General features: G+C 71.7%; 28 protein-coding genes and 1 pseudogene (1 of these 29 only partly in view). 19 read left to right on the forward strand and 10 right to left on the reverse strand.

Annotated features, from left to right (window positions below; translation table 11 throughout):
* Window positions 1-117: 117 nt before the first annotated feature.
* The gene (locus ACSP50_RS11355) at window positions 118-489 is read left to right on the forward strand and encodes a VOC family protein (RefSeq protein WP_014689330.1); all 372 of its coding nucleotides are present in this window, start codon (window positions 118-120) and stop codon (window positions 487-489) included.
* On the opposite strand, the gene ACSP50_RS43865 is transcribed toward ACSP50_RS11355, so the two are convergent.
* The 3 genes from ACSP50_RS43865 to ACSP50_RS11370 all read right to left on the reverse strand — a co-directional run bounded on the left by ACSP50_RS43865 (window position 394) and on the right by ACSP50_RS11370 (window position 4,071).
* Window positions 394-2,010 carry a DedA family protein gene (locus ACSP50_RS43865; protein ID WP_014689331.1) on the reverse strand — a complete coding sequence of 539 codons (1,617 nt, stop codon included), beginning with the start codon at window positions 2,008-2,010 and terminating at the stop codon, window positions 394-396. The genes ACSP50_RS11355 and ACSP50_RS43865 overlap by 96 nt on opposite strands.
* A 110-nt stretch (window positions 2,011-2,120) precedes the next feature.
* Window positions 2,121-3,290, reverse strand: coding sequence for a 4-hydroxybenzoate 3-monooxygenase (locus ACSP50_RS11365; RefSeq protein WP_014689332.1), 1,170 nt, complete (start codon window positions 3,288-3,290; stop codon window positions 2,121-2,123).
* A 40-nt stretch (window positions 3,291-3,330) separates the two neighbouring features.
* Window positions 3,331-4,071, reverse strand: coding sequence for an IclR family transcriptional regulator (locus ACSP50_RS11370; protein WP_014689333.1), 741 nt, complete (start codon window positions 4,069-4,071; stop codon window positions 3,331-3,333).
* A 69-nt stretch (window positions 4,072-4,140) separates the two neighbouring features.
* Between ACSP50_RS11370 and pcaH the strand changes: the two genes are divergently transcribed.
* The 5 genes and pseudogenes from pcaH to pcaC all read left to right on the forward strand — a co-directional run bounded on the left by pcaH (window position 4,141) and on the right by pcaC (window position 7,789).
* Window positions 4,141-4,887, forward strand: coding sequence for a protocatechuate 3,4-dioxygenase subunit beta (gene pcaH, locus ACSP50_RS11375; RefSeq protein ID WP_014689334.1), 747 nt, complete (start codon window positions 4,141-4,143; stop codon window positions 4,885-4,887).
* The gene (gene pcaG / locus ACSP50_RS11380) at window positions 4,884-5,447 is read left to right on the forward strand and encodes a protocatechuate 3,4-dioxygenase subunit alpha (RefSeq protein WP_014689335.1); all 564 of its coding nucleotides are present in this window, start codon (window positions 4,884-4,886) and stop codon (window positions 5,445-5,447) included. The genes pcaH and pcaG overlap by 4 nt, the downstream gene beginning before the upstream one ends.
* Window positions 5,448-5,453: 6 nt before the next feature.
* Window positions 5,454-6,683: a lyase family protein gene (locus tag ACSP50_RS11385; RefSeq protein ID WP_080127786.1), complete on the forward strand. Its 1,230-nt coding sequence runs from the start codon at window positions 5,454-5,456 to the stop codon at window positions 6,681-6,683.
* Window positions 6,684-6,802: 119 nt separating this feature from the next.
* A pseudogene (locus ACSP50_RS45025) lies at window positions 6,803-7,342 on the forward strand (alpha/beta fold hydrolase); the annotation flags it as partial.
* A 63-nt stretch (window positions 7,343-7,405) separates the two neighbouring features.
* On the forward strand, window positions 7,406-7,789 hold the full coding sequence (gene pcaC, locus ACSP50_RS45030; protein ID WP_369793950.1) for a 4-carboxymuconolactone decarboxylase: 384 nt from the start codon (window positions 7,406-7,408) through the stop codon (window positions 7,787-7,789).
* A 7-nt stretch (window positions 7,790-7,796) separates the two neighbouring features.
* On the opposite strand, the gene ACSP50_RS11395 is transcribed toward pcaC, so the two are convergent.
* On the reverse strand, window positions 7,797-9,725 hold the full coding sequence (locus ACSP50_RS11395) for a phosphocholine-specific phospholipase C (RefSeq protein ID WP_043513961.1): 1,929 nt from the start codon (window positions 9,723-9,725) through the stop codon (window positions 7,797-7,799).
* A gap of 148 nt (window positions 9,726-9,873) precedes the next feature.
* Here ACSP50_RS11395 and ACSP50_RS11400 point away from each other — a divergent pair, with 148 nt between their 5' ends.
* Window positions 9,874-10,431, forward strand: a complete 558-nt coding sequence (locus ACSP50_RS11400) for a DUF2087 domain-containing protein (protein ID WP_014689339.1) — start codon at window positions 9,874-9,876, stop codon at window positions 10,429-10,431.
* Between the two features lie 62 nt (window positions 10,432-10,493).
* Here ACSP50_RS11400 and ACSP50_RS11405 read toward each other — a convergent pair whose 3' ends face one another.
* Complete coding sequence (locus ACSP50_RS11405; RefSeq protein ID WP_014689340.1) at window positions 10,494-11,210, reverse strand: MFS transporter; 717 nt, start codon at window positions 11,208-11,210, stop codon at window positions 10,494-10,496.
* Window positions 11,211-11,259: 49 nt separating this feature from the next.
* Between ACSP50_RS11405 and ACSP50_RS11410 the strand changes: the two genes are divergently transcribed.
* Window positions 11,260-11,478 (forward strand): hypothetical protein, encoded by a 219-nt coding sequence (locus ACSP50_RS11410; protein ID WP_369793951.1) that lies wholly within the window; start codon window positions 11,260-11,262, stop codon window positions 11,476-11,478.
* A gap of 387 nt (window positions 11,479-11,865) precedes the next feature.
* Here ACSP50_RS11410 and ACSP50_RS11415 read toward each other — a convergent pair whose 3' ends face one another.
* Window positions 11,866-12,168, reverse strand: a complete 303-nt coding sequence (locus ACSP50_RS11415) for a DUF3817 domain-containing protein (protein WP_014689341.1) — start codon at window positions 12,166-12,168, stop codon at window positions 11,866-11,868.
* Between the two features lie 144 nt (window positions 12,169-12,312).
* Between ACSP50_RS11415 and ACSP50_RS11420 the strand changes: the two genes are divergently transcribed.
* From ACSP50_RS11420 to ACSP50_RS11430, 3 genes are read left to right on the forward strand one after another with little or no spacing between them, the layout of a single operon-like run.
* The gene (locus ACSP50_RS11420) at window positions 12,313-12,861 is read left to right on the forward strand and encodes a hemerythrin domain-containing protein (RefSeq protein WP_014689342.1); all 549 of its coding nucleotides are present in this window, start codon (window positions 12,313-12,315) and stop codon (window positions 12,859-12,861) included.
* Between the two features lie 56 nt (window positions 12,862-12,917).
* Window positions 12,918-13,448 carry a helix-turn-helix transcriptional regulator gene (locus ACSP50_RS11425; RefSeq protein ID WP_014689343.1) on the forward strand — a complete coding sequence of 177 codons (531 nt, stop codon included), beginning with the start codon at window positions 12,918-12,920 and terminating at the stop codon, window positions 13,446-13,448.
* Window positions 13,449-13,455: 7 nt separating this feature from the next.
* Window positions 13,456-13,716 (forward strand): hypothetical protein, encoded by a 261-nt coding sequence (locus ACSP50_RS11430; RefSeq protein ID WP_231956906.1) that lies wholly within the window; start codon window positions 13,456-13,458, stop codon window positions 13,714-13,716.
* 188 nt (window positions 13,717-13,904) lie between these two features.
* Here the strand turns inward: ACSP50_RS11430 and ACSP50_RS11435 are convergent, their stop codons facing one another.
* Window positions 13,905-14,543, reverse strand: a complete 639-nt coding sequence (locus ACSP50_RS11435; RefSeq protein WP_014689345.1) for an SAM-dependent methyltransferase — start codon at window positions 14,541-14,543, stop codon at window positions 13,905-13,907.
* A 60-nt stretch (window positions 14,544-14,603) separates the two neighbouring features.
* Here ACSP50_RS11435 and ACSP50_RS11440 point away from each other — a divergent pair, with 60 nt between their 5' ends.
* Window positions 14,604-16,967, forward strand: a complete 2,364-nt coding sequence (locus ACSP50_RS11440) for a PAS domain S-box protein (protein WP_014689346.1) — start codon at window positions 14,604-14,606, stop codon at window positions 16,965-16,967.
* 3 nt (window positions 16,968-16,970) lie between these two features.
* On the opposite strand, the gene ACSP50_RS11445 is transcribed toward ACSP50_RS11440, so the two are convergent.
* Complete coding sequence (locus tag ACSP50_RS11445) at window positions 16,971-17,384, reverse strand: excalibur calcium-binding domain-containing protein (RefSeq protein ID WP_014689347.1); 414 nt, start codon at window positions 17,382-17,384, stop codon at window positions 16,971-16,973.
* A 45-nt stretch (window positions 17,385-17,429) separates the two neighbouring features.
* Window positions 17,430-17,891 (reverse strand): hypothetical protein, encoded by a 462-nt coding sequence (locus tag ACSP50_RS11450; protein WP_014689348.1) that lies wholly within the window; start codon window positions 17,889-17,891, stop codon window positions 17,430-17,432.
* Window positions 17,892-18,088: 197 nt separating this feature from the next.
* Between ACSP50_RS11450 and ACSP50_RS11455 the strand changes: the two genes are divergently transcribed.
* Window positions 18,089-19,078 carry a malate dehydrogenase gene (locus ACSP50_RS11455; protein ID WP_014689349.1) on the forward strand — a complete coding sequence of 330 codons (990 nt, stop codon included), beginning with the start codon at window positions 18,089-18,091 and terminating at the stop codon, window positions 19,076-19,078.
* Between the two features lie 32 nt (window positions 19,079-19,110).
* Here the strand turns inward: ACSP50_RS11455 and ACSP50_RS11460 are convergent, their stop codons facing one another.
* On the reverse strand, window positions 19,111-19,452 hold the full coding sequence (locus ACSP50_RS11460) for a cupin domain-containing protein (protein WP_043511257.1): 342 nt from the start codon (window positions 19,450-19,452) through the stop codon (window positions 19,111-19,113).
* A gap of 69 nt (window positions 19,453-19,521) precedes the next feature.
* On the opposite strand from ACSP50_RS11460, the gene ACSP50_RS11465 reads away from it, so the two are divergent.
* The 6 genes from ACSP50_RS11465 to ACSP50_RS11490 form a co-directional block, all read left to right on the forward strand.
* A complete protein-coding gene (locus ACSP50_RS11465; RefSeq protein ID WP_014689351.1) occupies window positions 19,522-20,520 on the forward strand; it encodes a sporulation protein in 999 nt (332 codons plus the stop codon).
* A gap of 378 nt (window positions 20,521-20,898) precedes the next feature.
* Window positions 20,899-21,921, forward strand: a complete 1,023-nt coding sequence (locus ACSP50_RS11470; protein WP_014689352.1) for an ABC transporter substrate-binding protein — start codon at window positions 20,899-20,901, stop codon at window positions 21,919-21,921.
* Window positions 21,918-22,721, forward strand: a complete 804-nt coding sequence (locus ACSP50_RS11475; protein WP_014689353.1) for an ABC transporter ATP-binding protein — start codon at window positions 21,918-21,920, stop codon at window positions 22,719-22,721. Before ACSP50_RS11470 ends, ACSP50_RS11475 begins: the two co-directional genes overlap by 4 nt.
* Entirely contained in the window at window positions 22,714-23,544 is an 831-nt protein-coding gene (locus ACSP50_RS11480; RefSeq protein ID WP_014689354.1) for an ABC transporter permease, read from the forward strand. Before ACSP50_RS11475 ends, ACSP50_RS11480 begins: the two co-directional genes overlap by 8 nt.
* 16 nt (window positions 23,545-23,560) lie before the next feature.
* Window positions 23,561-24,457 (forward strand): TauD/TfdA family dioxygenase, encoded by an 897-nt coding sequence (locus ACSP50_RS11485; protein ID WP_014689355.1) that lies wholly within the window; start codon window positions 23,561-23,563, stop codon window positions 24,455-24,457.
* A protein-coding gene (locus ACSP50_RS11490) for an LLM class flavin-dependent oxidoreductase (protein WP_014689356.1) crosses the window boundary here: on the forward strand, window positions 24,457-25,495 show its 5' portion. The gene runs 302 nt beyond the window's last position; only the first 1,039 of its 1,341 coding nucleotides appear in the window; the start codon lies at window positions 24,457-24,459; its stop codon lies beyond the right edge, outside the window. Before ACSP50_RS11485 ends, ACSP50_RS11490 begins: the two co-directional genes overlap by 1 nt.

The raw sequence follows: 25,495 nt of genomic DNA on the forward strand, positions 1-25,495 counted from the left end.
GTGTTCAGTGGATGCGCTGTCGTTCCGATCCTACGAGCATGGAACGGTCCTTGACGCACTGGTCCGCCGGGCGGCGGGGTGGTCGTGTGCACCGGAGCGACGGGAAAGTGGAGAACAGTGCGAGCAGTGCAGATCGCCCGGCGGGCCACCGACCTGGCGCGGGCCACCGCGTTCTACCGTGACCTGCTCGGGGCGCCGCCGGTGCCCTCGTTCGACCCGCCGGGGCTGGTCTTGTTCGACCTGGACGGGGTGCGGCTGCTGCTCGAACCGGGAGCACCGTCGGCGTTGCACCACCTCCTGGTGGACGACATCGACGCGACCGTGGCGCGGCTGCGGGCCGCCGGGGTGCCGATCGACAGCGAACCGCACGTCATTTTCACGCACCGGGACGGGTCACTCGGGCCGGTCGGCACCGAGGAGGTCCAGGCCTTCATCCGGGACAGCGAGGGCAACCTGGTCGGCCTCGTCCAGCACCGGCCGCTCGGCTGATCGGTAGCGGGCGGTCCAGATGGCGGCGTTGAGGGCGGCCCAGGCCGCGCCGATGACGACCGCCGCGACGGTTTCGCTGAGGCGGCCCCAGCCCAGGTAGACCCAGCAGCCGGCGGCGGTGGTCAGGGTGCCGGCCGCGACCGTCCAGACGGTGACCTGCCAGCCCCAGCGCAGGTTGTCGGTGAGCAGCCAGGCGAGCAGGCCGATGGCGGCGGCGGTCTGTGCGGTGGAGCCGGCCGCCATTCCGGCCAGGATGCTGGGGGCGGTGTCCAGGGGGAGGCCGCCGCCGTCGAATTCGGTGGGGGAGGGGAAGACGATGGTGCCGGCGGTGCGCCAGCCCGGGTCGAGGAGCAGGGACAGGGCGACCGCCAGGACGATGGCCGGCAGCACCGGGCCGACCGCCTCGAACAGGGCCGCCCAGAAAGAGCCGCGCAGCAGACCGCGCGCCCGGAGACCGCCCGGTCGGGAAACGCCGGGAGGAGATCCGCCCGGCTGAGAAGCGCCCGGCTGAGAAGCGCCCGGCTCAGGACCGCGGGGCCGGCGCAGGCTGCGGGCTCGGGACGGGAGCTCGGCGAGGTACATGACGGCGGGCAGGAGGCCGTGGCGCAGGCCGTCGGGGCGGCGGCGCCAGGCGAAGCGGATCAGTGCGACGACGACGGCGAAGGTGAGCGGCACCTCGGGGGCCAGGGTGCCGGCGGTGGACAGGGCGAACCAGTACCCGTCCGACGTCCACTGCCCGCGCGCCCAGGTGGTCACCGAGTCGTCGGCGGCGGCCAGGCCGCTGAAACGGACGATCGGCGGGATGACCTCGATCAGCACCAGGGCGAGGCCGGTGAACAGGGCCAGGCTGACCGCGGCGAGCACCGCGGGGTGCCACCGGGCGACGGTGCGCCGGATCAGCGACAGGCGGCCGGGGGCGTGGACCGGGAACGGGTGTCGGCCGAGCCAGCGGCCGACCAGCAGCAGACCGACGATGATCAGGGTGAGGGCGGCCAGCGCACCGGCGGCCCGGCCGGCCCGGGCGGCGAGGGCCTGGTATCCGGCGCCGGCGAGATAGCTGGCGCCGACCATCCAGAGTGCCCAGAGGATCGCGGAGGGCGTGTGCCACAGGGCGAAACGCCGATAGGGTACGCCGTTGCGGCCGGCCAGCCGTGGCATCAGCGTCCGCGCGCCGACCACCCACTGGCCGAGGAAGATCGCCCGTCCGCCGTACCGGGCGAAGAGCCGTTCGGCCCGCGCCCAGTGTCTGCCGGTGCGGGCCGGCGGCGTGGCACCGGTGGTGCGCGCCGCCCGCCGGTAGGCGACGGTGCCGCCGAGCAGGGCCGCGCCGATGGCGACCAGCAGGGCTGGCAGGACCGGGACGACGCCCGCGTTGGCGAGCAGCCCGGTGGCGATCAGCGCGGTCGCGGACGGCAGCACCATCCCGGCGATGATCGCGGCCTCGCCGGCGACCAGGGCGCCGACGACCGCGTAGACCAACACCGGCGGGAGCCCGCCGAGCCACTCGCCGAGCCACCCCACCGATGTACCCCCGTTCGTCGCGCCGTACCCTTCGGACAGTAGGTGCCGGGCAGGCGGAGCGTATCCGTGAATCTCCCTGGGGATCCACGGATATCTACCTCGATAGGGGTTCAGTAGGTGATCGGCAGCCCGGCGTAGTTCTCCGCGAGCCCGGTCGCGCCGGCCTCGCTGGACGTCACCCAGCGCAGCTGCGACAGCTGCAGTTCGGCGTCGAACCCGTCACCCGAGGTGTGCAGCATCGTGGTCATCCACCAGGAGAAGTGGGTGCACCGCCAGACCCGCCGCTGCGCGGCCTCCGAGTACGCGTCGGCGAGCGTCGGGTTCCGCTCGCCGAGCAGGGCGACCAGCGCCCTGCCGAGCAGCGCGACGTCGGCGATCGCGAGGTTCAGTCCTTTGGCGCCGGTCGGCGGGACGATGTGCGCGGCGTCGCCGGCCAGGAAGAGATTGCCGTACCGCATCGGGGTCTGCACGTAGCTGCGCATCGGCAGCACGCTCTTGTCGGTGATCGGGCCGGGGTGGAGTTTCCAGCCGTTCTGCCCGTGGCCGAGCCGGGTGGCCAGCTCGTCCCAGATCCGGTCGTCGGACCAGGAGGCCGGGTCGGTGCCGGTGGGCACCTGCAGGTAGAGCCGGCTGACCGTGGCCGAGCGCATCGAGTGCAGGGCGAACCCGTGCGGGTGCCAGGCGTAGATCAGCTCGTCGGTGGAGGGGGCGACGTCGGCGAGGATGCCCAACCAGGAGTACGGGTAGACCTTCTCGAACGTCTTCGCGGCCGGGACGGCGGCTCGGCTCGGCCCGAACGACCCGTCGCAGCCGGCGATGACGGCCGCGTCCAGCCGAACGCTGCGACCGGACCTGTCGGAAAAGGTCACGAAGGGGCGATCGGCGTCCACATCGTGCAGCCGGACCTCGGTCACCTCGTAGTGGATCTCCTGCCCGGCCGCGCGGCGGGCGGCGATCAGGTCCTTCTGCACCTCGGTCTGCCCGTAGACCCAGACCGACCGGCCGGTCAGGTTCACGAAGTCGAGATGGTGCCGTTCGTGCGGCCACTGCAGGTGGATCCCGCGGTGCTCGTCCCCCTCGGCGCGCAGCCGAGCGCCGAGCCCCACCGATTCCAGCAGCTCGACGCTGGAGTGCTCGAGGATGCCGGCCCGGATCCGGGCCGCGACGTACTCCTCGGAGCGGGTCTCCAGGACCACGGAGTCGATGCCTCCCAGGGCGAGCAGGTGGGAGAGAAGCAGGCCCGCCGGGCCCGCGCCGATGATGGCGACCTGGGTACGCATGCCCACCACCTTCAGCGGCGGACGGCTCCCGGGCAAGGGCCTATTTCCACTGGACGGAAGTCAGCGTGCGTCCGATCCCGCGCGCCGCGACCTGCAACGCCGACACCATCCGGGGCAGCTGCCGGCGCAGATCCGGCACCACCATGCCGAGCGCGGCGACCACGTCGTCGCCGTTGCGCACCGGCACCGCCACCGAGCAGGCGCCCGGGCTCATCTCCTCGCCGGTGGTGGCGTACCCGTCGGCCCGGACCCGGCGCAGTTGTTCCAGCAGACGGGCCGGCTGGGTCACGGTGTACGCGGTCACCCTGGTCAGCTTCTGCAGCGCCGCACCCAGCACGTCGTCCGGCGCGTACGCCAGCAGCACCTTGCCGACCCCGGTCGCGTGCAGCGGCAACCGCGAGCCGATCTTGCTGATCACCGGCACCGACTCGTGCCCGCCCAGCCGGTCGACGTAGAGCACCTCCAGCCCGTCCCGGACGGCCAGGTGCACGGTGGCCAGGGTGGCGCCGTACAGGTCGTGCAGGAACGGGCCGGCCGCGGTGCGCAGCTCGCTCTGCACCGGGGCGAGCAGGCCGAGCTGCCAGACCCGCCGCCCGATCACGTACTCCCCGGTCGGCTCCCGGGACAGCGCGCCCCAGGTGCGCAGCTCGGCGACGAGCCGGTGCGCGGTGGTCAGCGGGGTGCCGGAGCGCCGCGCCAGGTCGCTGAGGGTGAGGCTGCGGTGCTCGGCGTCGAACGCGCCGAGCAGGTCCAGCGCCCGGCCGGTGACGCTCCTGGCCATCGCGGTCCCTTCCGTTGAGTGGAAGCCGAGTATCGCCTCCGGGGGCGGTGAGCGCCTAGCGTCCCCCTGGTGAACACCCAGGCCGACATCAGTCAGGAGATCGAGGCGGCGGCCCGGCAGTCGAGTGGCCCCCAGCCCCGGATCGACTATCCGCCGTACCGCAGCAGCGTCCTGCGGCATCCGCAGCAGCCGCCGCAGCCGATCGACCCGGAGTCGGTCGAGCTGTGGGCCCCGGCGTTCGGGCACCGCGACGTCGCCGACGACGAGGCGGACCTGACCATCCAGCACGCCGGCACCCCGCTCGGCGAGCGGATCGTGGTGACCGGCCGGGTGCTCGACGGCGACGGCCGCCCGGTCGCCCACCAACTGGTCGAGGTGTGGCAGGCGAACGCCGCGGGGCGCTACCGCCACCAGCGTGACCAGCATCCGGCGCCGCACGACCCGAACTTCACCGGGGTGGGCCGGTGCCTGACCGACGCGGACGGCAACTACCGCTTCCAGACGATCAAGCCCGGGCCGTATCCGTGGCGCAACCACCGGAACGCGTGGCGTCCCGCGCACATCCACTTCTCGCTGTTCGGGACCGAATTCACCCAGCGCGTGGTGACCCAGATGTACTTCCCGGGCGATCCGCTGTGCGCGCTCGACCCGATCTACCAGTCGATCACCGATCCGAAGTCCCGGGAGCTGCTGATCGCCCGGTACGACCACGACCTGACCACCCCGGAGTGGAGCCTCGGCTACCGTTGGGACATCGTGCTCACCGGCAGCCACCGCACTCCGCTCGACACGCTCGACCCCGAGGACCACGCATGACCGCGGCACCGGGCCAGACCGTCGGCCCCTTCTTCCACCTGGGTCTGGAATATCCGGGGATGAACGAGCTGGTGCCCCCGGCGCATCCCCGGGCGGTGCGGTTGCACGGCCGGGTGACCGACGGCGCCGGCGAACCGGTGCCGGACGCGATGATCGAGATCTGGCAGGCCGACCCGCAGGGGCACGTCGTGCGGCAGCCCGGGTCGTTGCGCCGTGACGGGTGGACGTTCACCGGCTGGGGCCGGGCCGCCACCGATCCGGACGGCCGTTACCGGTTCGCCACCGTGGAGCCGGGCCGGACCACCCCGGAACGCCCGGCGTTCTTCGCGGTGACGGTTTTCGCCCGCGGCCTGCTGGACCGGTTGTTCACCCGCGCCTACCTCCCCGACGATCCGGCCGCGCTGGCCGCCGACCCGCTGCTGGCCGCGGTCGACCCGGCCCGCCGCGACACGCTGATCGCCCGGCGCGACGAGCAGGGCCTGATCTTCGACGTCCGGCTGCAGGGCGCGGGGGAGACGGTCTTCGTGACCTATCCCCGCCTGCGGGACGCCTGGGCATGAGTCTCGGTGGGTGATCTGCTGTGGCCCGGCGACCACCGGGCCGGTGACCTGCTCACCGACGCGGCCGTGGTGACCGTGATGATCCGGGTCGAGCACGCCTGGCTCACCGCGCTCGCCGAGACCGGCCTGGCCCGCATCACCGTCCCCGCGCCGGACGAGCTGGCCGGCCTGGTCACCCCGGACGACCTGCCCGCCCTGGCCCGGGACGCGGAGTCGGGCGGCAACCCGCTGATCCCGCTGCTCAAGCTGCTCCGGGCCCGGTTGCGCGGCCGCAACACCGCCGCCGCGGGATGGCTGCACAAGGGCCTGACCAGCCAGGACGTCGTCGACACGGCGATCGTGCTGGGCCTGCGTGAGGCGGTCGCCCGGGTCCGCGGCGCGCTGCTGGCCCAGACCGGCGCGCTGTCCCGGCTGGCCGACGAGCACCGGGAGACCCGGATGGCCGGGCGGACGCTCACCCAGCACGCCGTCCCGATCACCTTCGGACTGAAGGCGGCCGGCTGGCTGACCGGGGTCCTCGACGCCCGCGACCAGCTGGCCGCCGCGGCGCACCTGCCGATCCAGGTCGGCGGCGCGGCCGGCAGCCTGGCCGCCCCGGTCGCCCTGGCCGGTGACCCGGTCCGGGCGGCCGAGCTGGTCGCGGTCGCCGCCCGCGAGCTCGGCCTGCCGCAGCGCTTCCCGTGGCAGACCAGCCGGGCCCCGCTCACCCGGGTCGCCGACGCGTTCGTGACCTGCACCGACGCGTGGGGCCGGATCGCCAACGACGTGCTGGTCGGCTCCCGGCCGGAGATCCACGAGCTGATCGAGGGCGGTGCCGAGGGCAAGGGCGGCTCGTCGGCGATGCCGAACAAGCGGAACCCGGTGCACGCCGTGCTGATCAAGCGGGCCGCACTGGCCGGGCCGCCGCTGGCCGCGCTGATCCACGCGGGCGCGGCGGCCGCCGTCGACGAACGCCCGGACGGCGGCTGGCACGTCGAGTGGTCCACCCTGCGCACCCTCGCCCGGCACACGGTGACCGCCGGGGCGCAGACCGCCGAGCTGCTCGCCGGCCTGCGCGTGGACACCGGCCGGATGCTGGCCACCCTGCACGATGCGCGGCCGGAAATCGACGCGGAACAGCAGTCGATCACCCCGGGCGTCGCTCCGGACCAGCCCTATCTCGGCGCCACCGACGCGATCATCGACGCCGCTCTGGCCCGCGCCACGGCCGCACCGGAGAAGGGACTCTCGTGCTGACCGCGACCGTCTTCACCGACGCCCCCGATCGCCCGCTCCTGCTGCTCGGCTCCTCGGTCGGCACCTCGGCCGAGACCCTCTGGGCGGACTGCGCGTCCCGTCTGTACGGCCGCTACCACGTGGTCGGCTTCGACCTGCCCGGCCACGGCCGCAGCGCCCCGTCCGACGCGCCGTTCACCATCCCCGACCTGGCCCGAGCGGTCCTCGACCTGGCCGACAGGCTGCGGCCGGGCGAGAGTTTCCGGTTCGGCGGCGACTCGATCGGCGGCGCGATCGGCCTGCAGCTGCTGCTCGACGCGCCCGAGCGGGTGACCGCCGCCGTGCTGCTCTGCACCGGGGCCAGGATCGGTCAGCCGGAGGCCTGGCACGAGCGCGCCGCGCTGGTCCGGGCGGAGGGTGTCGAAGCGGTCGTCGCCGGGTCCGACGACCGCTGGTTCGGCGCCGGCTTCCCGGCGGCCGGCCGCGAGCCGCTGCTGCGGGCGCTGCGCGCGACCGATGCCGAGAGCTATGCCCGCTGCTGCGAGGCGCTGGCGCGATTCGACGTACGCCATCGGCTCGCCGAGATCGCCACCCCGGTGCTCGCCGTGGCCGGTGGTCAGGACCGGCCGACGCCCGCCGACGGCCTGCGCCTGATCGCCGACGGTGTGCTGCACGGCCGGCTGGTCATCCTCGACGGGGTCGCCCACCTGGCCCCGGCCGAGTCCCCGGAGGTGGTCGCGTTCCTGCTCGACCAGCACTTCGACGAGCTCCGCGCGGCCGGCAGCACGGTTCGCCGGGAGGTCCTCGGGGCCGCCCACGTCGATCGGGCGACCGCCGGGACCACCGCGTTCACCCGCGACTTCCAGGATCTGATCACCCGGTACGCCTGGGGCGAGATCTGGACCCGGCCCGGCCTGGACCGGCGCAGCCGTTCGGTGGTGACGCTGACCGCGCTGGTCGCTCTCGGACATCACGAGGAGCTGGCCATGCACGTGCGCGCCGCCCACACGAACGGCCTCACCGTCGACGAAATCAAGGAGGTGCTGTTGCAGACCGCGATCTACTGCGGGGTGCCCGCCGCCAACACCGCCTTCCGGATCGCGCAGCGGGTCCTCGACGAGATCTGATCAGGGGTCACCGGTACACGCGGCCGGCGAACCGGCGGCCGAACCCGTCACCCACGCTGGCCGTCACCGTATAGTCGTACCGACCGGCCAGCGTGCTGAGCGTGAGGGTCGAGCTCCCGCCGGCCGCCACGGTCACGGTGCGCACCGGGCCGCTGGACGCCCCGTACACCTGGTTGTTGCCGATCGTGAAGGTGGTCGCCACCGTGCCCTGATTGGTCAGCGTGAGGGTCAGCCCCATCGCGCCGTCCTCGACCACGGACGCCTCGGGGTGCGCCTTCGTGGTGTTCGTCCAGGTCCGCACGTCGCCGGTGAATCCGCGCAGGTAGCCGTCCGGTCCGTGGAGGTCGACGTCGTACGGGCCGCCGCCGTAGGTGAGCGCACTGAAGTAGTCCGACACCGTCGCGCCCGCCGCCGCCGTGTACTGCCACGTCTGATATTTACGGAAATTGACGGTGTACGCGGTGAGCCCCGCCCCGATCGACCCGGAGTTCACCGTCTTGAACCAGAACCGGTTCGTGGCGGTGTCCGTCCACGACGTGGTGGTCAACCGGTATCCGATCGGGTTCGCCGGCCGGTCCCCGGTCTCCTGCCCGGGCAGCGTCGAACTGGTCGGCGCGGTCGCGTCCGGCAGGCTGTCCTGCTGGGTGCAGGCCGCCACCAGGGCCGCGGTGTCCGGCAGCGACGGGAACGTGGTGACCTTCGAGGTGAAGTCGAACGCCGAGGTCAGGTCGCCGCAGACGGTCCGCCGCCAGGCCGAGATGTTGGTCTCCCGCACGCCGGTCCAGAGCTCGACGAACCGGATCGGCGAGGTGTGGTCGAACACCTCGGAGCAGACCCGCCCGCCGGTGCTCCACGGTGAGATGACCGTCATCGGCACCCGCGGGCCCAGCCCGATCGGATTGCCGCCGATGAACTCGTCCGCGGTGCCGGCCGGCGGAACCGGCGGCGCGACGTGGTCGAAGAAGCCGTCGTTCTCGTCGAAGTTGAGGAACATGACCGTGCCGGCCCACACGTCCGGGTACGCGGCCAGGGCGGACAGGAAGCCCTGCACGAAGTCGGCGCCGTAGGCCGGCGGGTACTGCGGGTGCTCGCTCTTGGCCGCGGGCGCCACCACCCAGGACACCTGCGGCAGCGTACCGGCGGCCAGGTCGGCGGTGAACGCGCCGAGCGCCGAGGCCGCCTTGAGCAGCCCGCGCTGGTACAGCGGCGAGGTGGTGGCGGCGTTCCGGAACTGGGTGAACCAGGCCAGCGGGTTGTCGTCGTAGTTGTCCGCCTCCTGGTAGACCCGCCAGCTGACCCCGGCCTTCTGCAGCCGCTCCGGATACGTCGTCCAGGAGTAGCCGGCCTCGGTGTTGTCGGTGACCGGCCCGCCGTGCCCGCCGTTCGGGTCGATCGTGCAGGACCACTGGTAGAGCCGGTTCGGGTTGGTCGGGCCCTGCACCGAGCAGTGGTACTGGTCGCAGATGGTGAACGCGTCGGCCAGCGCGTACTGCCACGGGATGTCGGCGCGGGTGTAGTAACCCATGGTCTTCTCGGTCTTGGCCGGGATCCAGTTGTCGTACTTCCCGCTGTTCCACGCCGAGTGCGTGCCCGACCAGGAGTGGTCCAGATCGGAGATGCGCTGCGCGTCGGTCTTGGTGGTGTCCAGCCGCCAGGGCAGCAGCACGGTGCCGGTCGCGCGCTTCTGGTGCCACACGTCCGAGCCGGACGGGAAGCGCAGCAGGCTGGTGTCGGCGAAGCCGCGCACCCCGGAGAGCTTGCCGAAGTAGTGGTCGAACGACCGGTTCTCCTGCATGAAGATGATGACGTGCTGCACCTGGTCGAGGCTGCCGGCCGCCTGGGCCGGAAGCGAGGGCAGGGCAGCGGGGCCGAGGGCGGCGCCACCACCGGCCGCGGCGGCGGCGCCGAGCAGGGCCCGGCGGGAGATCGGAGACATGGCGCCGAGCATATCGATCACATACGACGGAACCATCGGCGAACGTCGACAGCCGGGTGAGCATCCGGGCCGACGGCCCTGGCAGCGGTCATCCGGGGCGCGCGGATAATCGGATGCCGTGCCGGGACGCCCGTCCTAGGTTGTGGGGATGTCCGCCGAAGCAGCTCGCGCCGCCGAGCTTCTCACCCAGCTGTCCCACCCCGCGCGCCTACGCGCCTTCGCCGGTCTGGTCGGCCGGGGCAGCGAGGGATTCTCGATCGCCGAGATGTCCTTCCTGCTGGACATGTCCAAGCCCGAGGCGGGGGAGGCACTGGGCCGGCTGGCCGCACTGGGGCTGGCCAGCGGCACCGGCGACGGTTATTACCGGGCCACGCCTCAGGTGCTGCGCGACGCGGCCCAGGCCCTGGTCGCGACCCTGCCGATCGCTCCGCTGCTGCGCGAGTATCCGCAGCTCAAGGGCTATTTCACGCATGGTTTCCTGACCAGTCTGCCACCGACGCTCAGCGAGCGTTACGAGCAGATCGGCGAGCTGCTCGCCCGCTTCCTGGCGGTCGAGGGGGTGCTCACCGAGGACGAGGTGAACCGGCGGATCGCGGTGGTCGCCGAGGATGTGGCGGCCGTCCGCCGGATGCTGGTCGAGACCGGCTGGCTGGAACGCGACCGCGCCGGCACCGCCTACGGCGCCGGCCGGGTCTACGTCGGGTGACCCCGGCCCCGGCGATCGCGGTGGAGAACCGAGCCGATCGCCGGGGGCCGGCGGGCGCCGGGTCAGTCGCGGGTGACGTTCAGGGCGCCCGCGGTGCGCGGGACGATCAGCGGCATGGTGGCCGCCAGCACGGCCGTGGCGACGCCCAGGGCCGGGCGCAGCCCGCCGGCCGCCGCCGACAGGCCGCTGGTCAGCAGCGGGGAGAAGAACTCGCCGACGAACAGGGTGCCGGTCCACAGGCCGGTGCCCCGCCCGCGTTCCTCGAAGCCCAGGTTGTTGGTGGCCCAGGTGAGCAGGGTGGGCAGCAGCAGGCCGGTACCGGCCCCGGTCAGCACGGCGCCGGCGGTGATCACCGGAACCCGCGGGGTGGCCGCGATGAGCAGGAAACCGGCGGCCGCGAGTCCGAAGGCGATCGGCAGCAGCCGGCGCGGGGTGCGCCCGGACAGCCTCGCGAACGAGCCGGCCGCGACCGCGGTGGCCAACGACATCAGGGCGCTGAGCGCGCCGATCGTCGCGGCCTGCTGGACGCCCACCCCGTCCAGGACGAAGGACAGCTCGACGATCAGGGCATAGAAGACGACGCCGCCGGCGAGGGTGACCAGACACGGGGTGCGCAACCGGCGCCAGGGCAGCGGCGGCAGCTCACGACCCGCAGGAGCGGAGGCGGGCCGGGCCGGCTGCCGGATCAGCGGGACCATCGGCACGGCCAGCAGCAGCGCGACGGTGTAGAGCCAGAACGGGGCCCGCCAGCCCGAGCCGCCGATCGCGATCTGCGGCATCGCCCCGCTCTACCTCGACGCACTGCCCGCGATCATCGGCAGCCGGGTCCTGGTCGGACTCTGCGAAGCCGCGATCATGACCCGCTGCACCACGCTGATCGCGGACTACTGGCCGGGCCCGCGGCGAAGCCGCTACCTGGGCCTGCAGACGCTGCTCGCCTCGGTCTCGGCCACCGTGTTCCTGGGTCTGGGCGGCGTTTCTGGCTCACCGCGGCGCCGCTGCCGATCACCGGGGCGGTGGGCAGCCCGGTCAACCCGATCGCGGTGAAGTAGCCCGGGCCGTGCGGCCGCCGGGCGGACGAAGCCGGTCCACACCTCGGCGGTCTGGCGGCTGCCGCCTGTGCCGGCACGGCGGTGGTCTTGTGGCCGCGGCCCGGCTCGCACCGCGGCGGTCTTGCGGCCGCGGCGTGGCGCGAGCTCTGGGCGCGGCCCGCCCCGGCGCGGCGGGCAGGCTAGGCGCGACCCGACCCGGTCCGCGTGGTGACAGACCCGGCGCGTGGCGTGGCGAGAAGGCCCGGCGTGGCGGGGAGGTTGACCCCGGCCCCGTAGTCCGGAGAACCGGCGTGGCGGGGCGGGGAGGCCTGGCCGGCCTGGCGGGGAGGGTGAGCGCGGCGGGCGGATGGTGGCGTACGCGGCAATCGGATCGTCATGGTGCTCAAGCGGGCAGCGGGGTGGGGCGGCGTCGGGTGAGCCAACGTTCGAAGAGCAGGGTGGCCAGCGGGGGGATCGAGGCGCCGAGGGCGAAGGCGGTGCGCCACAGTGACCAGCGTTCGGTGCGGGCGGTCCAGAGGGTGGCGGCGAGGTAGGCGACGAAAAGGGCGCCGTGGATGCGGCCGAAGAGCCAGACGCCGGCGTCCGTGGTGTGCGAGACGTGTTTCAGGTACATCCCGATCAGCAGGCCGGTCCAGGAGAACGCCTCGGCGATCGCCGTCGCGCGGAACATCCGGAACGCTGACATCAGCGGGCACCTCCGACGAAGAAGTTGATCTCGGCCCGGGAGACTACCGTCGCCGAGTTGAGTGTTTCCTGGCAGTGCGATGGATGGCCGGCGCGGAACGGGGTATCTCCGGTCGGCAAGGTCAACTCAGCTACAGGGGGATCCGTGCCGGACATCGTGGAGATCATCAAGGCGCAGCACCAGCAGGTCGACGCGCTGCTGAGCCAGGCGGCCGAGGAGGACGCCGATCAGCTCGGACTGCTGCAGGAGGTGGCCCGGATGCTGCTGCCGCACTCCGAGGCCGAGGAGAGCTTCGTCTACCCCACCATCCGCGACAAGGCGGCGGAGACCGGTGAGGAGGTGGCCGACGGGGTGGAGGAGCACCACCAGATCGAGGAGATGCTGAAGAACCTGCTCGACGGCAGCCCCGACGACCCGGGTTGGGACGGCACCCTGGCGGCGATCACCGGCGAGCTGCGGCACCACGTGCAGGAGGAAGAGGAGGAGCTGCTGCCGGTGCTGGCCGAGCGGCTCAGTGCCGAGGAGCGCGAGGAGCTGGGGCGGCGCTTCCAGGAGGCGACGCAGGGCACGCCGCCCGCCGGTGGGCACGAGGAAACCCGGCGCGAGCTCTACGAGAAGGCCAAGGAGCAGGACATTCCGGGGCGGTCCAAGATGACGAAGGACGAGCTCGCCAAGGCGGTCGGCGAGGGCTGACGCCATCGGCGCAGGTGTGGATCACACCGGACTCGGCAAGATCTACATTCTCGGGCATGTCGCTGCAAACGCATCGAAGCCACACCAGGGCTGTTGCGCATCGGCCGGTGCTGGCACCACACCTTCAGGAAACCATCGAGTCGCTCGCGGCCGGGGAGACCGCCCGGGAGATGGCCGCACGTCTCTATCTGTCGCCGAACACCGTCAAATCCCGCCTTCGTACGCTGTATCAGCAGCTGGGCGCCCGGGACCAGGCCCACGCCGTGGCGATCGGGTTCCGGCTCGGCGTGTTGCGCGCCCCGGGTGCGGCCGAGCCCGATGACGACCGGCAGCCGGTCGTCATCGGGAGCCTCAACCCGGACAGCCTCCGGGAGATCATCGCCGAGCTCACCGCCCTGCTTCGCATCGTGGAACGGGTCCGGCCGCTGCCCGGCGGACACCTGCCGGACCTGCTGCGCCGGGTCGGTGAGCTGGCCACCAGCCCGCACGACGACCCGCGCGGGGTGCTGGCCCGGATCGCGCAGATCGCCGCCGAGGCGGGATTCACCGCCGAAGGGCCGGGCGCGGAGCCGCCGTCCCGGCGATAATGATCGGGTGGGTGACCGTCCGATGGAGCGGATGCGACCGTGTCGTCGCTGCGGTCACCCGACCCGTGTGGACCGGATGGTGCAGGGATACGGGCGTAACTGCGCGGCCCTGATGGGGCTGATCGGCGGCACCGTCGACACCGGGCACACCGGGCCCGACCTGTTCGATTTGATCGAGGTGGAGCCGGAGGACTGCTGTGACGGCTGGGATCGGCCGGCCGACACCGATGTGCTCAGCCCCGCGGCCCGGCGCCGCCCGGGCCGGTGAGAGTGGTCAGGTCCGAGGGCGGCCGGTCGCCGCAGCGGTGAGGGTGGTCAGGTCCGGAGCCCGGCGCCGGCCAGGACCAGGGAGGCGGCCGGGTCGGTGATCGACTCGCCGCCCGGATCGGGATGCCACAGCGGGGCCGGGGTGACGCCCGGCTCGACCAGCTCCCAGCCGGTGAGGAGCCGGGCGAATCACTGCGTGTCGCGCGGCACCAGCGGCGTGCCGGTCCGGTTGTAGACGTCGGCGACCCGGCGCACCGTCTCCGGGGCGTCCCCGCCGCTGGCGTGCGTGAGCACCAGCAGGCTGCCGGGCGCGGCCGCGGCGTGGTAGCCGTGCAGGGCGGCGTCGAGCACCGGGCCGTCGGGCAGGAAGTGCAGCACCGCCAGCATCAGGATCGCCACCGGGCGACCGGGATCGATCACCCGCAGCCCCGGGTCGCTGAGCACCGACGCGGGATCGCGCAGGTCGGCCTCGACGACCACGGTCCGCGGATCGTCGCCGAGCAGGTCGCGGGCGTAGAGCACGGCGGTCGGGTCGTTGTCGACGTACACGATCCTGGCTTCAGGGTTCGTCCGCAGAGCGACCTCGTGGGTGTTTCCCTCGGTGGGGATGCCGGCGCCGAGGTCGATGAACTGGCTGATGCCGCGCGCCGCCGCGTAGCGGACGGCGCGGTGCGGGAGCGCCCGGTTGGCCCGGGCGACGGCGCCGATCTCGGGGACCAGCTCGGCGATCCGGGAGGCGACCGACCGGTCCACCGCGAAGTTGTGCGTGCCGCCCAGGAACACGTCATACACCCGGGCGGAACTGGGCCGGTTCGGATCGATGCTCACGCCCCAAAGGTAGCCCGAATTGAAGGCATTAATGCTACTTTGGTACGGGAGGGGACGGGTGTGGAGTCACGCAACGAGCTGCCGGGGCTCCTGATCGACACCGCCCCGGACGCGATCATCGTGAGCCGTGCGGACGGCGTCGTCACGATCGCCAATCGGCGGGCCCACGAGATGTTCGGCTACCCACCCGGTGCGTTGCCCGGCATCCCCTTCGACGAGCTGGTCCCCGGCAACGGGCGTGACGGGTGCGGCACGCCGATGCGCCGCATCCCCCTGCTCGGCGTGCGCCGCGACGGCCGCACTTTCCCGGTCGAGGTGTCGCTGTCGTGGACCCCGGCCGGCACCGGCGGAACGTACGCGATCGCGGTGCTGCGCGACGACACCACCCAGCGGCAGACCGCGGCCACCCGCGCGCTGCTCGCCTCGATCGTTCAGTCCTCGCACGACGCGATCGTCACGGTCGGCCTCGACGACCGGGTGCTGTCCTGGAATCCGGGCGCCGAGATGCTCTACGGCTTCAAGGCCGAGGAGATGATCGGCGTCGACGTCGACGAGATCATTCCGCCGGACCGGCGGGAGGACGAGGCACAGATCCGCCGGCTGGTCCGGCTCGGCGCCCGGGTCGACCGGTACCGGTCGCTGCGCCTGACCGCCTCCGGGCAGCCGATCGCGGTCGCCATGCTGGTCTCCCCGCTCTTCGACGAGCACGGCACGCTGGTCGGCACCACCGGAACCGCGCGCGACATCACCGAGCGGGAGCGGGCCGAAGCCCGGGTCCAGGCGATCCTCGACGCGGCGCCGGACGCGATGCTCGGAGTCACCGAGGACGGCCGGGTGGTGCTGGTCAACGCGGAGGCTGAGCGGCTGTTCGGGCATCCCCGGCACGACCTGATCCACTCCGACGTGTCCCGGCTGCTGCCGGACGGGCTACCACCGATCTCCGCGATGCTGCGCACCGGCGGCGGCGCCGCTCCGCTGGACCCGGTGCGAGCCGGTGGCGCCGTTTCTCGGGAGCCGGAGCGGGCCGGTGGCGCCGTTTCTCGGGAGCCGGAGCGGGCCGGTGGCGCCGTTTCTCGGGAGCCGGAGCGGGCCGGTGGTGGTGAGCAGCGGTGGGCCAAGCGGCGGGCGGTTCGCAGCGACGGCGCCGAACTGCCGGTCGACATCGCGGTCAGCGCCCTGCACACCGATACCGGGATGATCGTGGTGGCCGCGGTCCGGGACATCACCGAGCGGCTGGCCATCGAGGCCGAGCGGCGCCGGCTGCGTGAGGAGACCGACCGGCAGCGCCTGGAGGCCCGGATGCAGCAGGCCCAGCGGCTGGAGAGCCTGGGCCAGCTGGCCGGCGGCATCGCGCACGACTTCAACAACCTGCTCGCGGTGATCCTCAACTACGCGGCGTTCATCATCGAGGACGCGGCGGGCAGCGCGCCGGCCGCCGACGCCGAGCAGATCGCCCGGGCCGCGCGGCGTGGCAGCGACCTCACCCACCAGCTGCTCGCCTTCGCCCGGCGGGAGGTGATCCGGCCCCGGCCGTTGGACCTCAACGCGGTGGTCACCGAGGTGCACCAGATGCTGGAACGCTCGCTGGGCGAGCACATCACGCTGACCGTCCGGACCGCCGAGGCGCTGCCCGCCGTGATGGCCGACCCCGGCCAGCTGGAGCAGGTGCTGGTCAACCTCGCGGTGAACGCGCGGGACGCGATGCCGACCGGCGGCCGGCTCACCATCGACACCGCCGAGGTCAGCGTCGACGAGGAGCACTCGGCCGCCCGCGCCGGGCTCAGCCCCGGCCGATACCTGCGGCTGCGCGTCTCGGACACCGGCACCGGGATGCCCCAGGAGGTGATCGACAAGGCGTTCGAGCCGTTCTTCACCACCAAGCCCAGCGGTCAGGGCACCGGCCTCGGCCTGGCCACCGTGTACGGGATCGTCACTCAGGCCGGCGGCACCGTGCAGATCTACTCCGAACCGGGGATCGGCACCACCTTCACCATCCTGCTGCCGGTCACCGACGTGCGGGCGCAGGCGGCCGCGGCGGAGGAGACCGGTGCCGAGCTGACCGGGCACGGCGCCACCGTGCTGGTGGTCGAGGACGAGGCCGCGCTGCGCGAGGTGACCTGCCGCATTCTCCAACGGGGCGGGTACACCGTGCTGGCCGCATCCGGCGGGGCCGAGGCGCTCCGGCTGGTCGACGAGCACCCGATCGACGTGCTGCTCACCGATGTGATCATGCCGGGGATGCTGGGCCGGGACCTGGCCGAGGCGGTGACCGCCCGGCATCCCGGTACCAGGGTGCTGTTCATGTCGGGTTACGCCCAGCCGGTGCTGACCGACCATGGCACCCTGTCGGCCGAGATGCACCTGCTGGAGAAGCCGTTCACCAGCGCCGAGCTGATGCGGGCGCTGCACGACGAGCTGCAGTAGGCCCTACTCGCAGACGGTGCCGTCGTTGTCCGGGTCCGGGTACCAGTCGTATTCCGGGTCGGCGCCCTGCACGTACGGCCCGAAGCCCTTGGTGGTCGCCTCGGCGCAGGTGGTGAACCGCGGATCGCTGCCGCTGCCGTCCTCGCCCTTGGCCTCGTCGCCGTCGATCGCGGCGGCGTCGTCGCGGTCCGGCAGGGTGGTGGTGCCGGGCCGGGTGGTCCGGGCCGCGCTCCGCACCGGCAGGTGGGTGACCGGCGGCGCCGCGCCCGGAGTCACCGGCTCGCTGGACGCCTCGGTGCCCTGCACCCAGACCGGCCCGGAGTCCTCCCGGCCGAGCTCGGCGACCGTGAGACAGAGGCCGGTCACCAGGGCAGCCGCCGCGCCCACCGTCACCGTGCGCCAGATCTGTACCGTCACCACAAGCCCTCAGTCGTCGCCTCGGCCGACTCTACCCGGCGTCGCCTAGTGACCGGAGGTCAACAGGCCGAAACATCCGCAGATCACGGCGGTTGTCGCGGCCACCAGCAGGGCCACCGCGAGCGCCATGCCGGGGTACCTCTGCGGCGGCGGCCCGAGCGCGCCGCGCAGGAACGCCAGCATCGGCGCGCGGTACTCCAGCTCGGCGGTCCGGCCGGGCAGTGCCACCACGGTGGTCTCGGCCGCGCCGAGCCGGGACGGCAGCAGTGAGGGCACGTGGACGTGCACGTGGTGCTCGCCGAGCGCCACCGGGGTGCTCACCCGGCCCCAGGTGGCCGGCACGTTCCTGCCGTCGATCTCCAGCACCGGGGTGAAGAATCCGAGCAGGAAGGCGAGCGGCGCGAACCGCATCGTCACGGCGATGGTCGCGCCGCCGTCGCCGCGCGCCGGGTCGAGCGGCGGGAAACCGGGGGACAGGGGCCGATAGGGCGGCGCCAGAATGGCCACGCTGGCACCTTATGCCCCGGCAGCCGTCCCGGAAAACACCCGAGATCCACAGTGGAGAAGTGGTGGGCGTCGATCCGTCGGCGGCGGTAGGTTAACGCGGGAGGTCACACCCGCGGGCATCCGCGTCATCGTCCGGTAACGCGAGGGATAGAGTCCGCAACGGGTGCCGCAATGCCTCAACCTCGGGAGACTAACTCATGACTAAGACACCGGTCACCGTCACCGTGACGGGCGCAGCCGGCCAGATCGGCTACGCGCTGCTGTTCCGCATCGCCTCCGGCCACCTGCTCGGCGCCGATGTGCCGGTCCGCCTGCGCCTGCTGGAGATCCCGGCCGCCGCCAAGGCCGCCCAGGGCACCGCCCTGGAGCTCGACGACTGCGCGTTCCCGCTGCTGAGCAGCGTCGACGTGTTCGACGACCCGAAGGCGGCCTTCGACGGCGTCAACGTGGCGCTGCTGGTCGGCGCCCGCCCGCGGACCAAGGGCATGGAGCGCGGCGACCTGCTCGAGGCCAACGGTGGCATCTTCGGCCCGCAGGGCGCCGCGATCAACGCGGGCGCCGCGTCCGACGTGCGCGTGCTGGTGGTCGGCAACCCGGCCAACACCAACGCCCTGATCGCCCAGCAGAACGCGCCGGACGTGCCGGCCGACCGGTTCACCGCGATGACCCGGCTCGACCACAACCGCGCGCTGGCCCAGCTCGCGGCGAAGCTGCAGGTGCCGGTCGCCGACCTGCGCAAGGTGACCATCTGGGGCAACCACTCCGCCACGCAGTACCCGGACGTCTTCCACGCCGAGGCGGCCGGCCGTCCCGTCAAGGACCTGGTCGACCAGGCCTGGCTGGCCGACGAGTTCATCCCGCGGGTCGCCAAGCGCGGCGCCGAGATCATCGAGGTCCGGGGCGCGTCCTCGGCCGCCTCGGCCGCCTCGGCCGCCCTCGACCACGTGCACACCTGGGTCAACGGCACCGCCGAGGGCGACTGGACGTCGGCCGCGATCGTCTCCGACGGGTCGTACGGCGTACCGGCCGGCCTGATCTCCTCCTTCCCGGTCACCGCGAAGGACGGTAAGTGGGAGATCGTCCAGGGCCTGGAGATCAGCGAGTTCTCCCGCGCCCGGATCGACGCCTCGGTCGCCGAGCTCCAGGAGGAGCGCGCCGCCGTGCAGGGCCTCGGCCTGATCAAGTGACACCCGGTGACCGGGCGGCGGGAGCCGCCCGGTCACCGTCCGGTGATGTACAGCTTGCGGATCGGCTCGGTGACCCGCCACACCGTCGGCGTGCCGGCCGTCAGGCGCACCAGGTCGCCCGGCTTCACCTCGTAGGTCTCGCCACCGGTCGCGATCGTCGCGCGCCCGGACAGCACCAGGAAGGCCTCCTCGGCCTCGGTGTCGCGGACCGCTCCCACGGTCATCTCCCAGATACCGATCTCGACCCCCGGCCCGTCGAGCGTGGTGACGCTCACCGCCCCGGTGGACGGCTGCCCGGCGACCACCTCGTCCGGGTGACCCGGCTCGTGTGTGACGGTGACTTCCGCGAGGTCGTAGACCACTACTGGCTCCATGACCTTGCACGATAGTCGTACGCTTCGGCCTTGTTAGGTCCTTAGGTCGGGCACGCACAGGAGAGCATCGTGGTCTTCAAGAAGTTGCTGGGCGCCATGGGAGTCGGTGGGCCGAGCGTCGACACCGTGCTGGCCAACCCGAGCACCTACCCGGGTGCTCCGCTGACCGGTCAGGTCAACCTGACCGGCGGCACCCAGGTCGCCGACATCGAGCACATCACCCTGGCCCTGGTCACCCGGATGGAGGTGGAGGGCGGCGGCCACGACTACTCGACCACCGGCGACTTCTACCGGCTGACCGTGTCCGGCCCGACCCGGATCCACCCGGGTCAGCAGATGTCCATCCCGTTCCGCATCGACATGCCGTGGGAGACGCCGATCACCACGGCGTACGGGCAGCCGCTGCGCGGCATGGTGATGGGTGTGCGCACCGAGGTGTCGATCGCCCGGGCGCTGGACAAGGGTGATCTCGACCCGGTCTACGTGCACCCGCTGCCGATCCACCAGAAGATTCTGGACGCCTTCGGTCAGCTGGGCTTCCGCTTCAAGTCCGCCGACCTGGAGTACGGGCAGATCTACGGCGTCCACCAGACCCTGCCGTTCTACCAGGAGATCGAGTACTGGCCGGCCGCGCAGTACGCGCACGCGGTGAACGAGGTCGAGCTGACGTTCGTGACCAGCCCGCACGCGGTCGAGGTGGTCCTGGAGTTCGACAAGCGGGGTGGGCTGTTCCACTCCGGTCACGACACCTACGGGCGGTACACCGTCTCCCACCACGACGCGGAGACCACCGACTGGCGCTCGGTCGTGGACGGCTGGGTGCGCCAGGCGGTCGACAAGCACCGGTCCCGGCCGGGCTACGGCGGGCATGCGGCCTACGGCGCTCCCGGCTACCCGCCGCCCCCGCCCGGCTACGGGCACCACGGCGGCCACCACGGACACCACGGCCACTACCACCACGGGAGTGGGATGGGCGGGTCCGTCCTGGGCGCGGTCGGCGGTCTGGCGGCCGGTTTCGTGATCGGCGAGGCGGTCGAGGAGATCTTCGACTTCGGTGACGACGACTGACCTGGTCGCAGCGGTAAAGGGCGGGAGCGTGGCGATGCTCCCGCCCTTTTTCGTGACCCATTTCCCACTCACCCTATGGGAAAAGTATGTGACCTGGGTCACAAAGTAGCTGACTGCGCGTCGCCGGCCGTTTACGTTCCTAGGCATGAACCGGAGCAAGCGCCTCACCAGGCGACGCTTCGTCGACTACCTCCAGGTGTGCACCTGCGCCTGTTGAGGCTCTGACGGCGAAGCCCCCAGCCGCCGCCCGAAGCCGGCCGCAGCAACCGCGTACTGAAGCGCGGGATGTCGCTGTAGGTCTTCCGCAACGAATCTGCGGCGACCGCCACCCGCGGTCGCTTGATGAATGCTGCCCCCACGCAAATAGGAGTCTTTATCATGACAACTCGCCGTAACGCACTCGCCGGCCTGCTCGGCGGCGCCTTTCTGACCGCCACCGGAGTCGCGGCATGCGGTTCGAGCGGGGGGTCGGCCTCCGGCAGCCAGGTCAAGGAACTGCGATATCAGGGCAACGTGGGCCAGGTGACGCTGCCCGAACTCGCCGCCGACCTGGGCTATCTCGGCGACGTGAAACTCAAGTGGATCGGCAACACGATCAGCGGCCCGCAGGACATCCAGGCCGCCACCACCGGCGACGTCGACTTCGGCGGCGCCTTCAACGGCGCCATCGTGAAACTGGCCGCGAACGGCGCGCCGATCACCGCGGTGATCGGCTACTACGGCGTCGACAAGGACACCTACACCGGCTACTACGTGCTCGACGGCAGCCCGATCAAGACCGCCCGCGACCTGATCGGCAAGAAGATCGGCGTCAACACCCTCGGGGCGCACCACGAAGCGGTGATCAAGACCTATCTCGCCAAGAACAACCTGACCGACGCCGAGATCAAGCAGGTCGAGCTGATCGTGGTGCCGCCGGTCAACACCGAGCAGTCGGTGCGGCAGAGCCAGATCGACGCCGGTGCGCTCGGTGGCGTGCTGCGCGACAAGGCGCTCACCCGCGGCGGCATCCACCCGCTGTTCACCGACTTCGAGCTGCTCGGCAAATTCACCGCGGGCAGCTACATCTTCCGCAACGACTTCCTCAAGAAGAACCCGGACACGGTCAAGACCTTCGTCACGGGCGTGGGCAAGGCCATCGAATGGGCCCGGAGCACCCCCAAGGACCAGGTCATCGCCAAGTTCCAGGAGATCGTCGGCAAGCGCGGCCGCAACGAGGACAACTCGGCGCTGCAGTTCTTCAAGAGCTACGGCGTGGCCGGCACCGCCGGCGCGATCACCGACACCGAATTCCAGACCTGGATCGACTGGCTGTCCCGCGCCGGTGAGCTGAAGAAGAGCATCAAGCCCGCCGACATCTACACCAACAGGTACAACGGTAACGCGGGCGGTGCCGCATGACCGCGAAAATCGTCTTCGAGAACGTCGGCAAGACCTTCCGGGCCCGCGGCACCACGGTCACCGCGCTGCAGGACATCAACCTCCAGGTCCAGGACGGCGAATTCCTGGTCATCGTCGGCCCCAGCGGCTGCGGCAAATCCACCCTGCTCGACCTGCTCGGCGGCCTCGCCGAACCGACCAGCGGCCGGATCCTGGTCGACGGCAAGCCGGTCACCGGCCCCGGCCTGGACCGCGGCGTGGTGTTCCAGCAGTACGCGCTGCTGCCGTGGCGGACCGCCCAGGGCAACGTCGAATTCGGACTCGAGGCCAAGAACGTGCCGCGCAGGGAGCGCGCGTCCCGGGCCCGCGAATACCTCGACCTGGTCGGCCTGACCGGCTTCCACGACCGCTACCCGCACGAGCTCTCCGGCGGCATGAAGCAGCGCGTCGCGATCGCCCGCAGCCTCGCCTTCGACCCCGACGTGCTGCTCATGGACGAGCCGTTCGCCGCCCTCGACGCGCAGACCCGCGACGGCCTGCAGGACGAGTTGCTCAAGATCTGGGAGAAGACCGGCAAGACCGTCGTGTTCATCACCCACGGCATCGAGGAAGCGGTCTACCTCGGTCAGCGCGTCGCCGTGCTCACCTCCCGGCCGGGCCGGATCAAGGACGTCGTCGAGGTGCCGATCCAGGCCCGCTCGGCCACCGAGGACCTGCGCTCGGACCCGCAGTTCGCGCACTACCGCCACGAGATCTGGAGCCTGCTGCGCGACGAGGTCAGCAAGGCCCGCACCGAGGAACTGGAGGCCACCCGTGTCTAGCTCCACCCTCATCTTCCCGTCTGCCGCGACCTCGGCGGTCACCGCGCCGCCGGTCGGCCGGCGGGTGGTGCGGCTGCTGTCCAGCGTGGTCACGCGTACCGCCGCCATCGTCGTTCTCGCCCTGATCTGGGAGATCTCTCCCCGGCTGGGCCTGGTCGACCGGACGTTCCTGCCGCCGCTCTCCGAGGTCTTGGTCGCCTGGTGGGACCTGGTCAAATCGGGCGAACTGCTGGAGCACACGGAGGCCAGCCTCACCCGCTCGCTGGCCGGATTCGGTCTGGCGATCGTCATCTCGATCCCGCTGGGACTGCTGATCGGCTGGTACAAACCGGTCGCCAACCTGCTGACCCCGCTGCTCGAAGTCTTCCGCAACACCGCCGCCCTGGCGATCCTGCCGGTCTTCGTGCTGATCCTCGGCCTCGGCGAAACCTCCAAGATCGCGATCATCGTGTACGCGTGCGCCTGGCCGATCCTGCTCAACACCGTCAGCGGCGTCCGCACCGTCGACCCGCTGCTGATCAAATCGGCCCGGTCGCTCGGCCTCGGCCCGGCCCGTCTATTCCAGAAGGTGATCCTGCCGGCCGCGGTGCCCACCATCTTCACCGGGATCCGACTGGCCGGCGCCTACTCGATCCTCATTCTGATCGCCGCGGAAATGGTCGGCGCCAAAGCCGGACTCGGCTACCTCATCAACTACGCGCAATACAACTTCGCGGTACCCGACATGTACGCCGGAATCATCACCATCTCCGGCATCGGCCTGATCGTGAACCAGATCCTCATCCTCATCGAGCGCCGCTTCTCCACCTGGCGCACGTCCTAAGAAAGGGGCTTCGACAATGAGCATCGACATCACCCGGATCGGTGGCCGGATCGGCGCCTCGATCACCGGCATCGACCTGAAGCAGCCGGTCGCCCAGGACGACGCCCGCGCCATCCACGAGGCCCTCGTCGCGCACAAGGTCCTGGTCTTCCGCGACCAGCACCTCGACGACGAGCAGCACCAGCGCTTCGCCGCCCTGTTCGGCGACCTGACCCTGGCCCACCCGACCGTCCCGTCCGTCGACGGCCAGGCCAACGTCCTCGAAGTCGCCGGCGGCCCCGGTGCCCGCGCCAACGCCTGGCACACCGACGTCACCTTCGTCGTCGCCCCGCCCAAGGCCACCACGCTGCGCAGCCTCGTCATCCCGGAACACGGCGGCGACACGCTGTTCGCCAACACCGCCGCCGCCTACGCCGACCTGCCCGAACACCTGCGCGTACTGGCCGACCGGCTGTGGGCCGAACACTCCAACGAGTACGACTACGCCGAGCACCCGCAGTTCCGCTCCACCGAGGTGGAGAAGTACCACGAGGTGTTCGTCTCCACCCGGTACCGCACCGCCCACCCGGTCGTGCGGGTCAACCCCGACTCGGGCGTGCCGAACCTGTTCATCGGCAACTTCGTCACCGGCATCATCGGCCTGTCCCGCACCGAGGCCCGCGACATCCTGCGCCTGCTGCAGCACTACGTGACCCGCCCGGAGAACACGCTGCGCCACAAGTGGCAGGTCGGCGACCTGGTCGTCTGGGACAACCGGAGCACCCAGCACTACGCCGCCGACGACTACGGCGACCTCGCCCGCAAACTGCACCGGGTCACCGTCGCCGGCGACGTGCCGGTCGGCGTCGACGGCACCAAGAGCTACATCCTCGAAGGCGACGAGGCCACCCACTACACGCCGAAGGTGCAGTGATGACCGTCCCGCGCAGACTCCACCTCAACGCGTTCCTGATGAGCGTCGGCCACCACGAGGCCGCCTGGCGCCTCCCGGAAACCGACCCGCACGCCGACATCGACGTCGAGCACTTCAAGAACCTGGCCCGGATCGCCGAACGCGGCAAACTCGACTCGGTCTTCCTCGCCGACGGCCCCGTCCTGTGGAACCAGGTCGGCCGCCGCCCCTCCGGCGTCCTGGAACCCACCGTCCTGCTCACCGCGCTCGCCGGCGCCACCGAGCGGATCGGGCTCATCGCCACCGCGTCCACCACGTACAACGAGCCGTACAACCTGGCCCGGCGCTTCGCCTCCCTGGACATCATCAGCGGTGGCCGGGCCGGCTGGAACATCGTCACCACCGCCGACCTCGACGCGGCCCGCAACTTCAACCTCGACCACCTGCCCGCCCACCGGGAGCGGTACGAGCGCGCCGCCGAATTCGTGGACGTGTCCCTGAAACTGTGGGACTCGTGGGCCGACGACGCGGTGCTCGCCGACAAGGAGAACGGGGTCTGGGGCGACGCCGACAAGATCTACCCGGCGGCGCACGAGGGCCACTTCTACAAGGTGGCCGGGGCGCTCAACGTGCCGCGGTCCGCGCAGGGACACCCGGTGCTGGTCCAGGCCGGATCGTCGGAGAGCGGGCGCACCTTCGCCGCGAAGTACGCCGAAGCGGTGTTCACCGCGCACCAGACCCTCGCCGACGCCCAGGAGTTCTACGACGACCTCAAGCGCCGCGCCGCCGAATTCGGCCGCGACCCGGACCACATCAAGATCCTCCCGGGCATCGTCCCGGTCATCGCGGCCACCTCGGCCGAGGCGCAGGCCAAAGAGGCCGAACTGAACCGCCTGATCAAGCCGGAATACGCGCTGCCGCAACTCGCCGGCCTGCTCGGGGTGCCGGTCGCAAGCCTGCGGCTCGACGAACAACTGCCCGCCGAACTGCCCGACGAGGACGAGATCGAAGGCGCCAAGAGCCGGCGGACGCTGGTCGTCAACCTGGGACGCCGGGAGA

It is taken from the genome of Actinoplanes sp. SE50/110, from assembly GCF_900119315.1.
Lineage (GTDB): Bacteria > Actinomycetota > Actinomycetes > Mycobacteriales > Micromonosporaceae > Actinoplanes.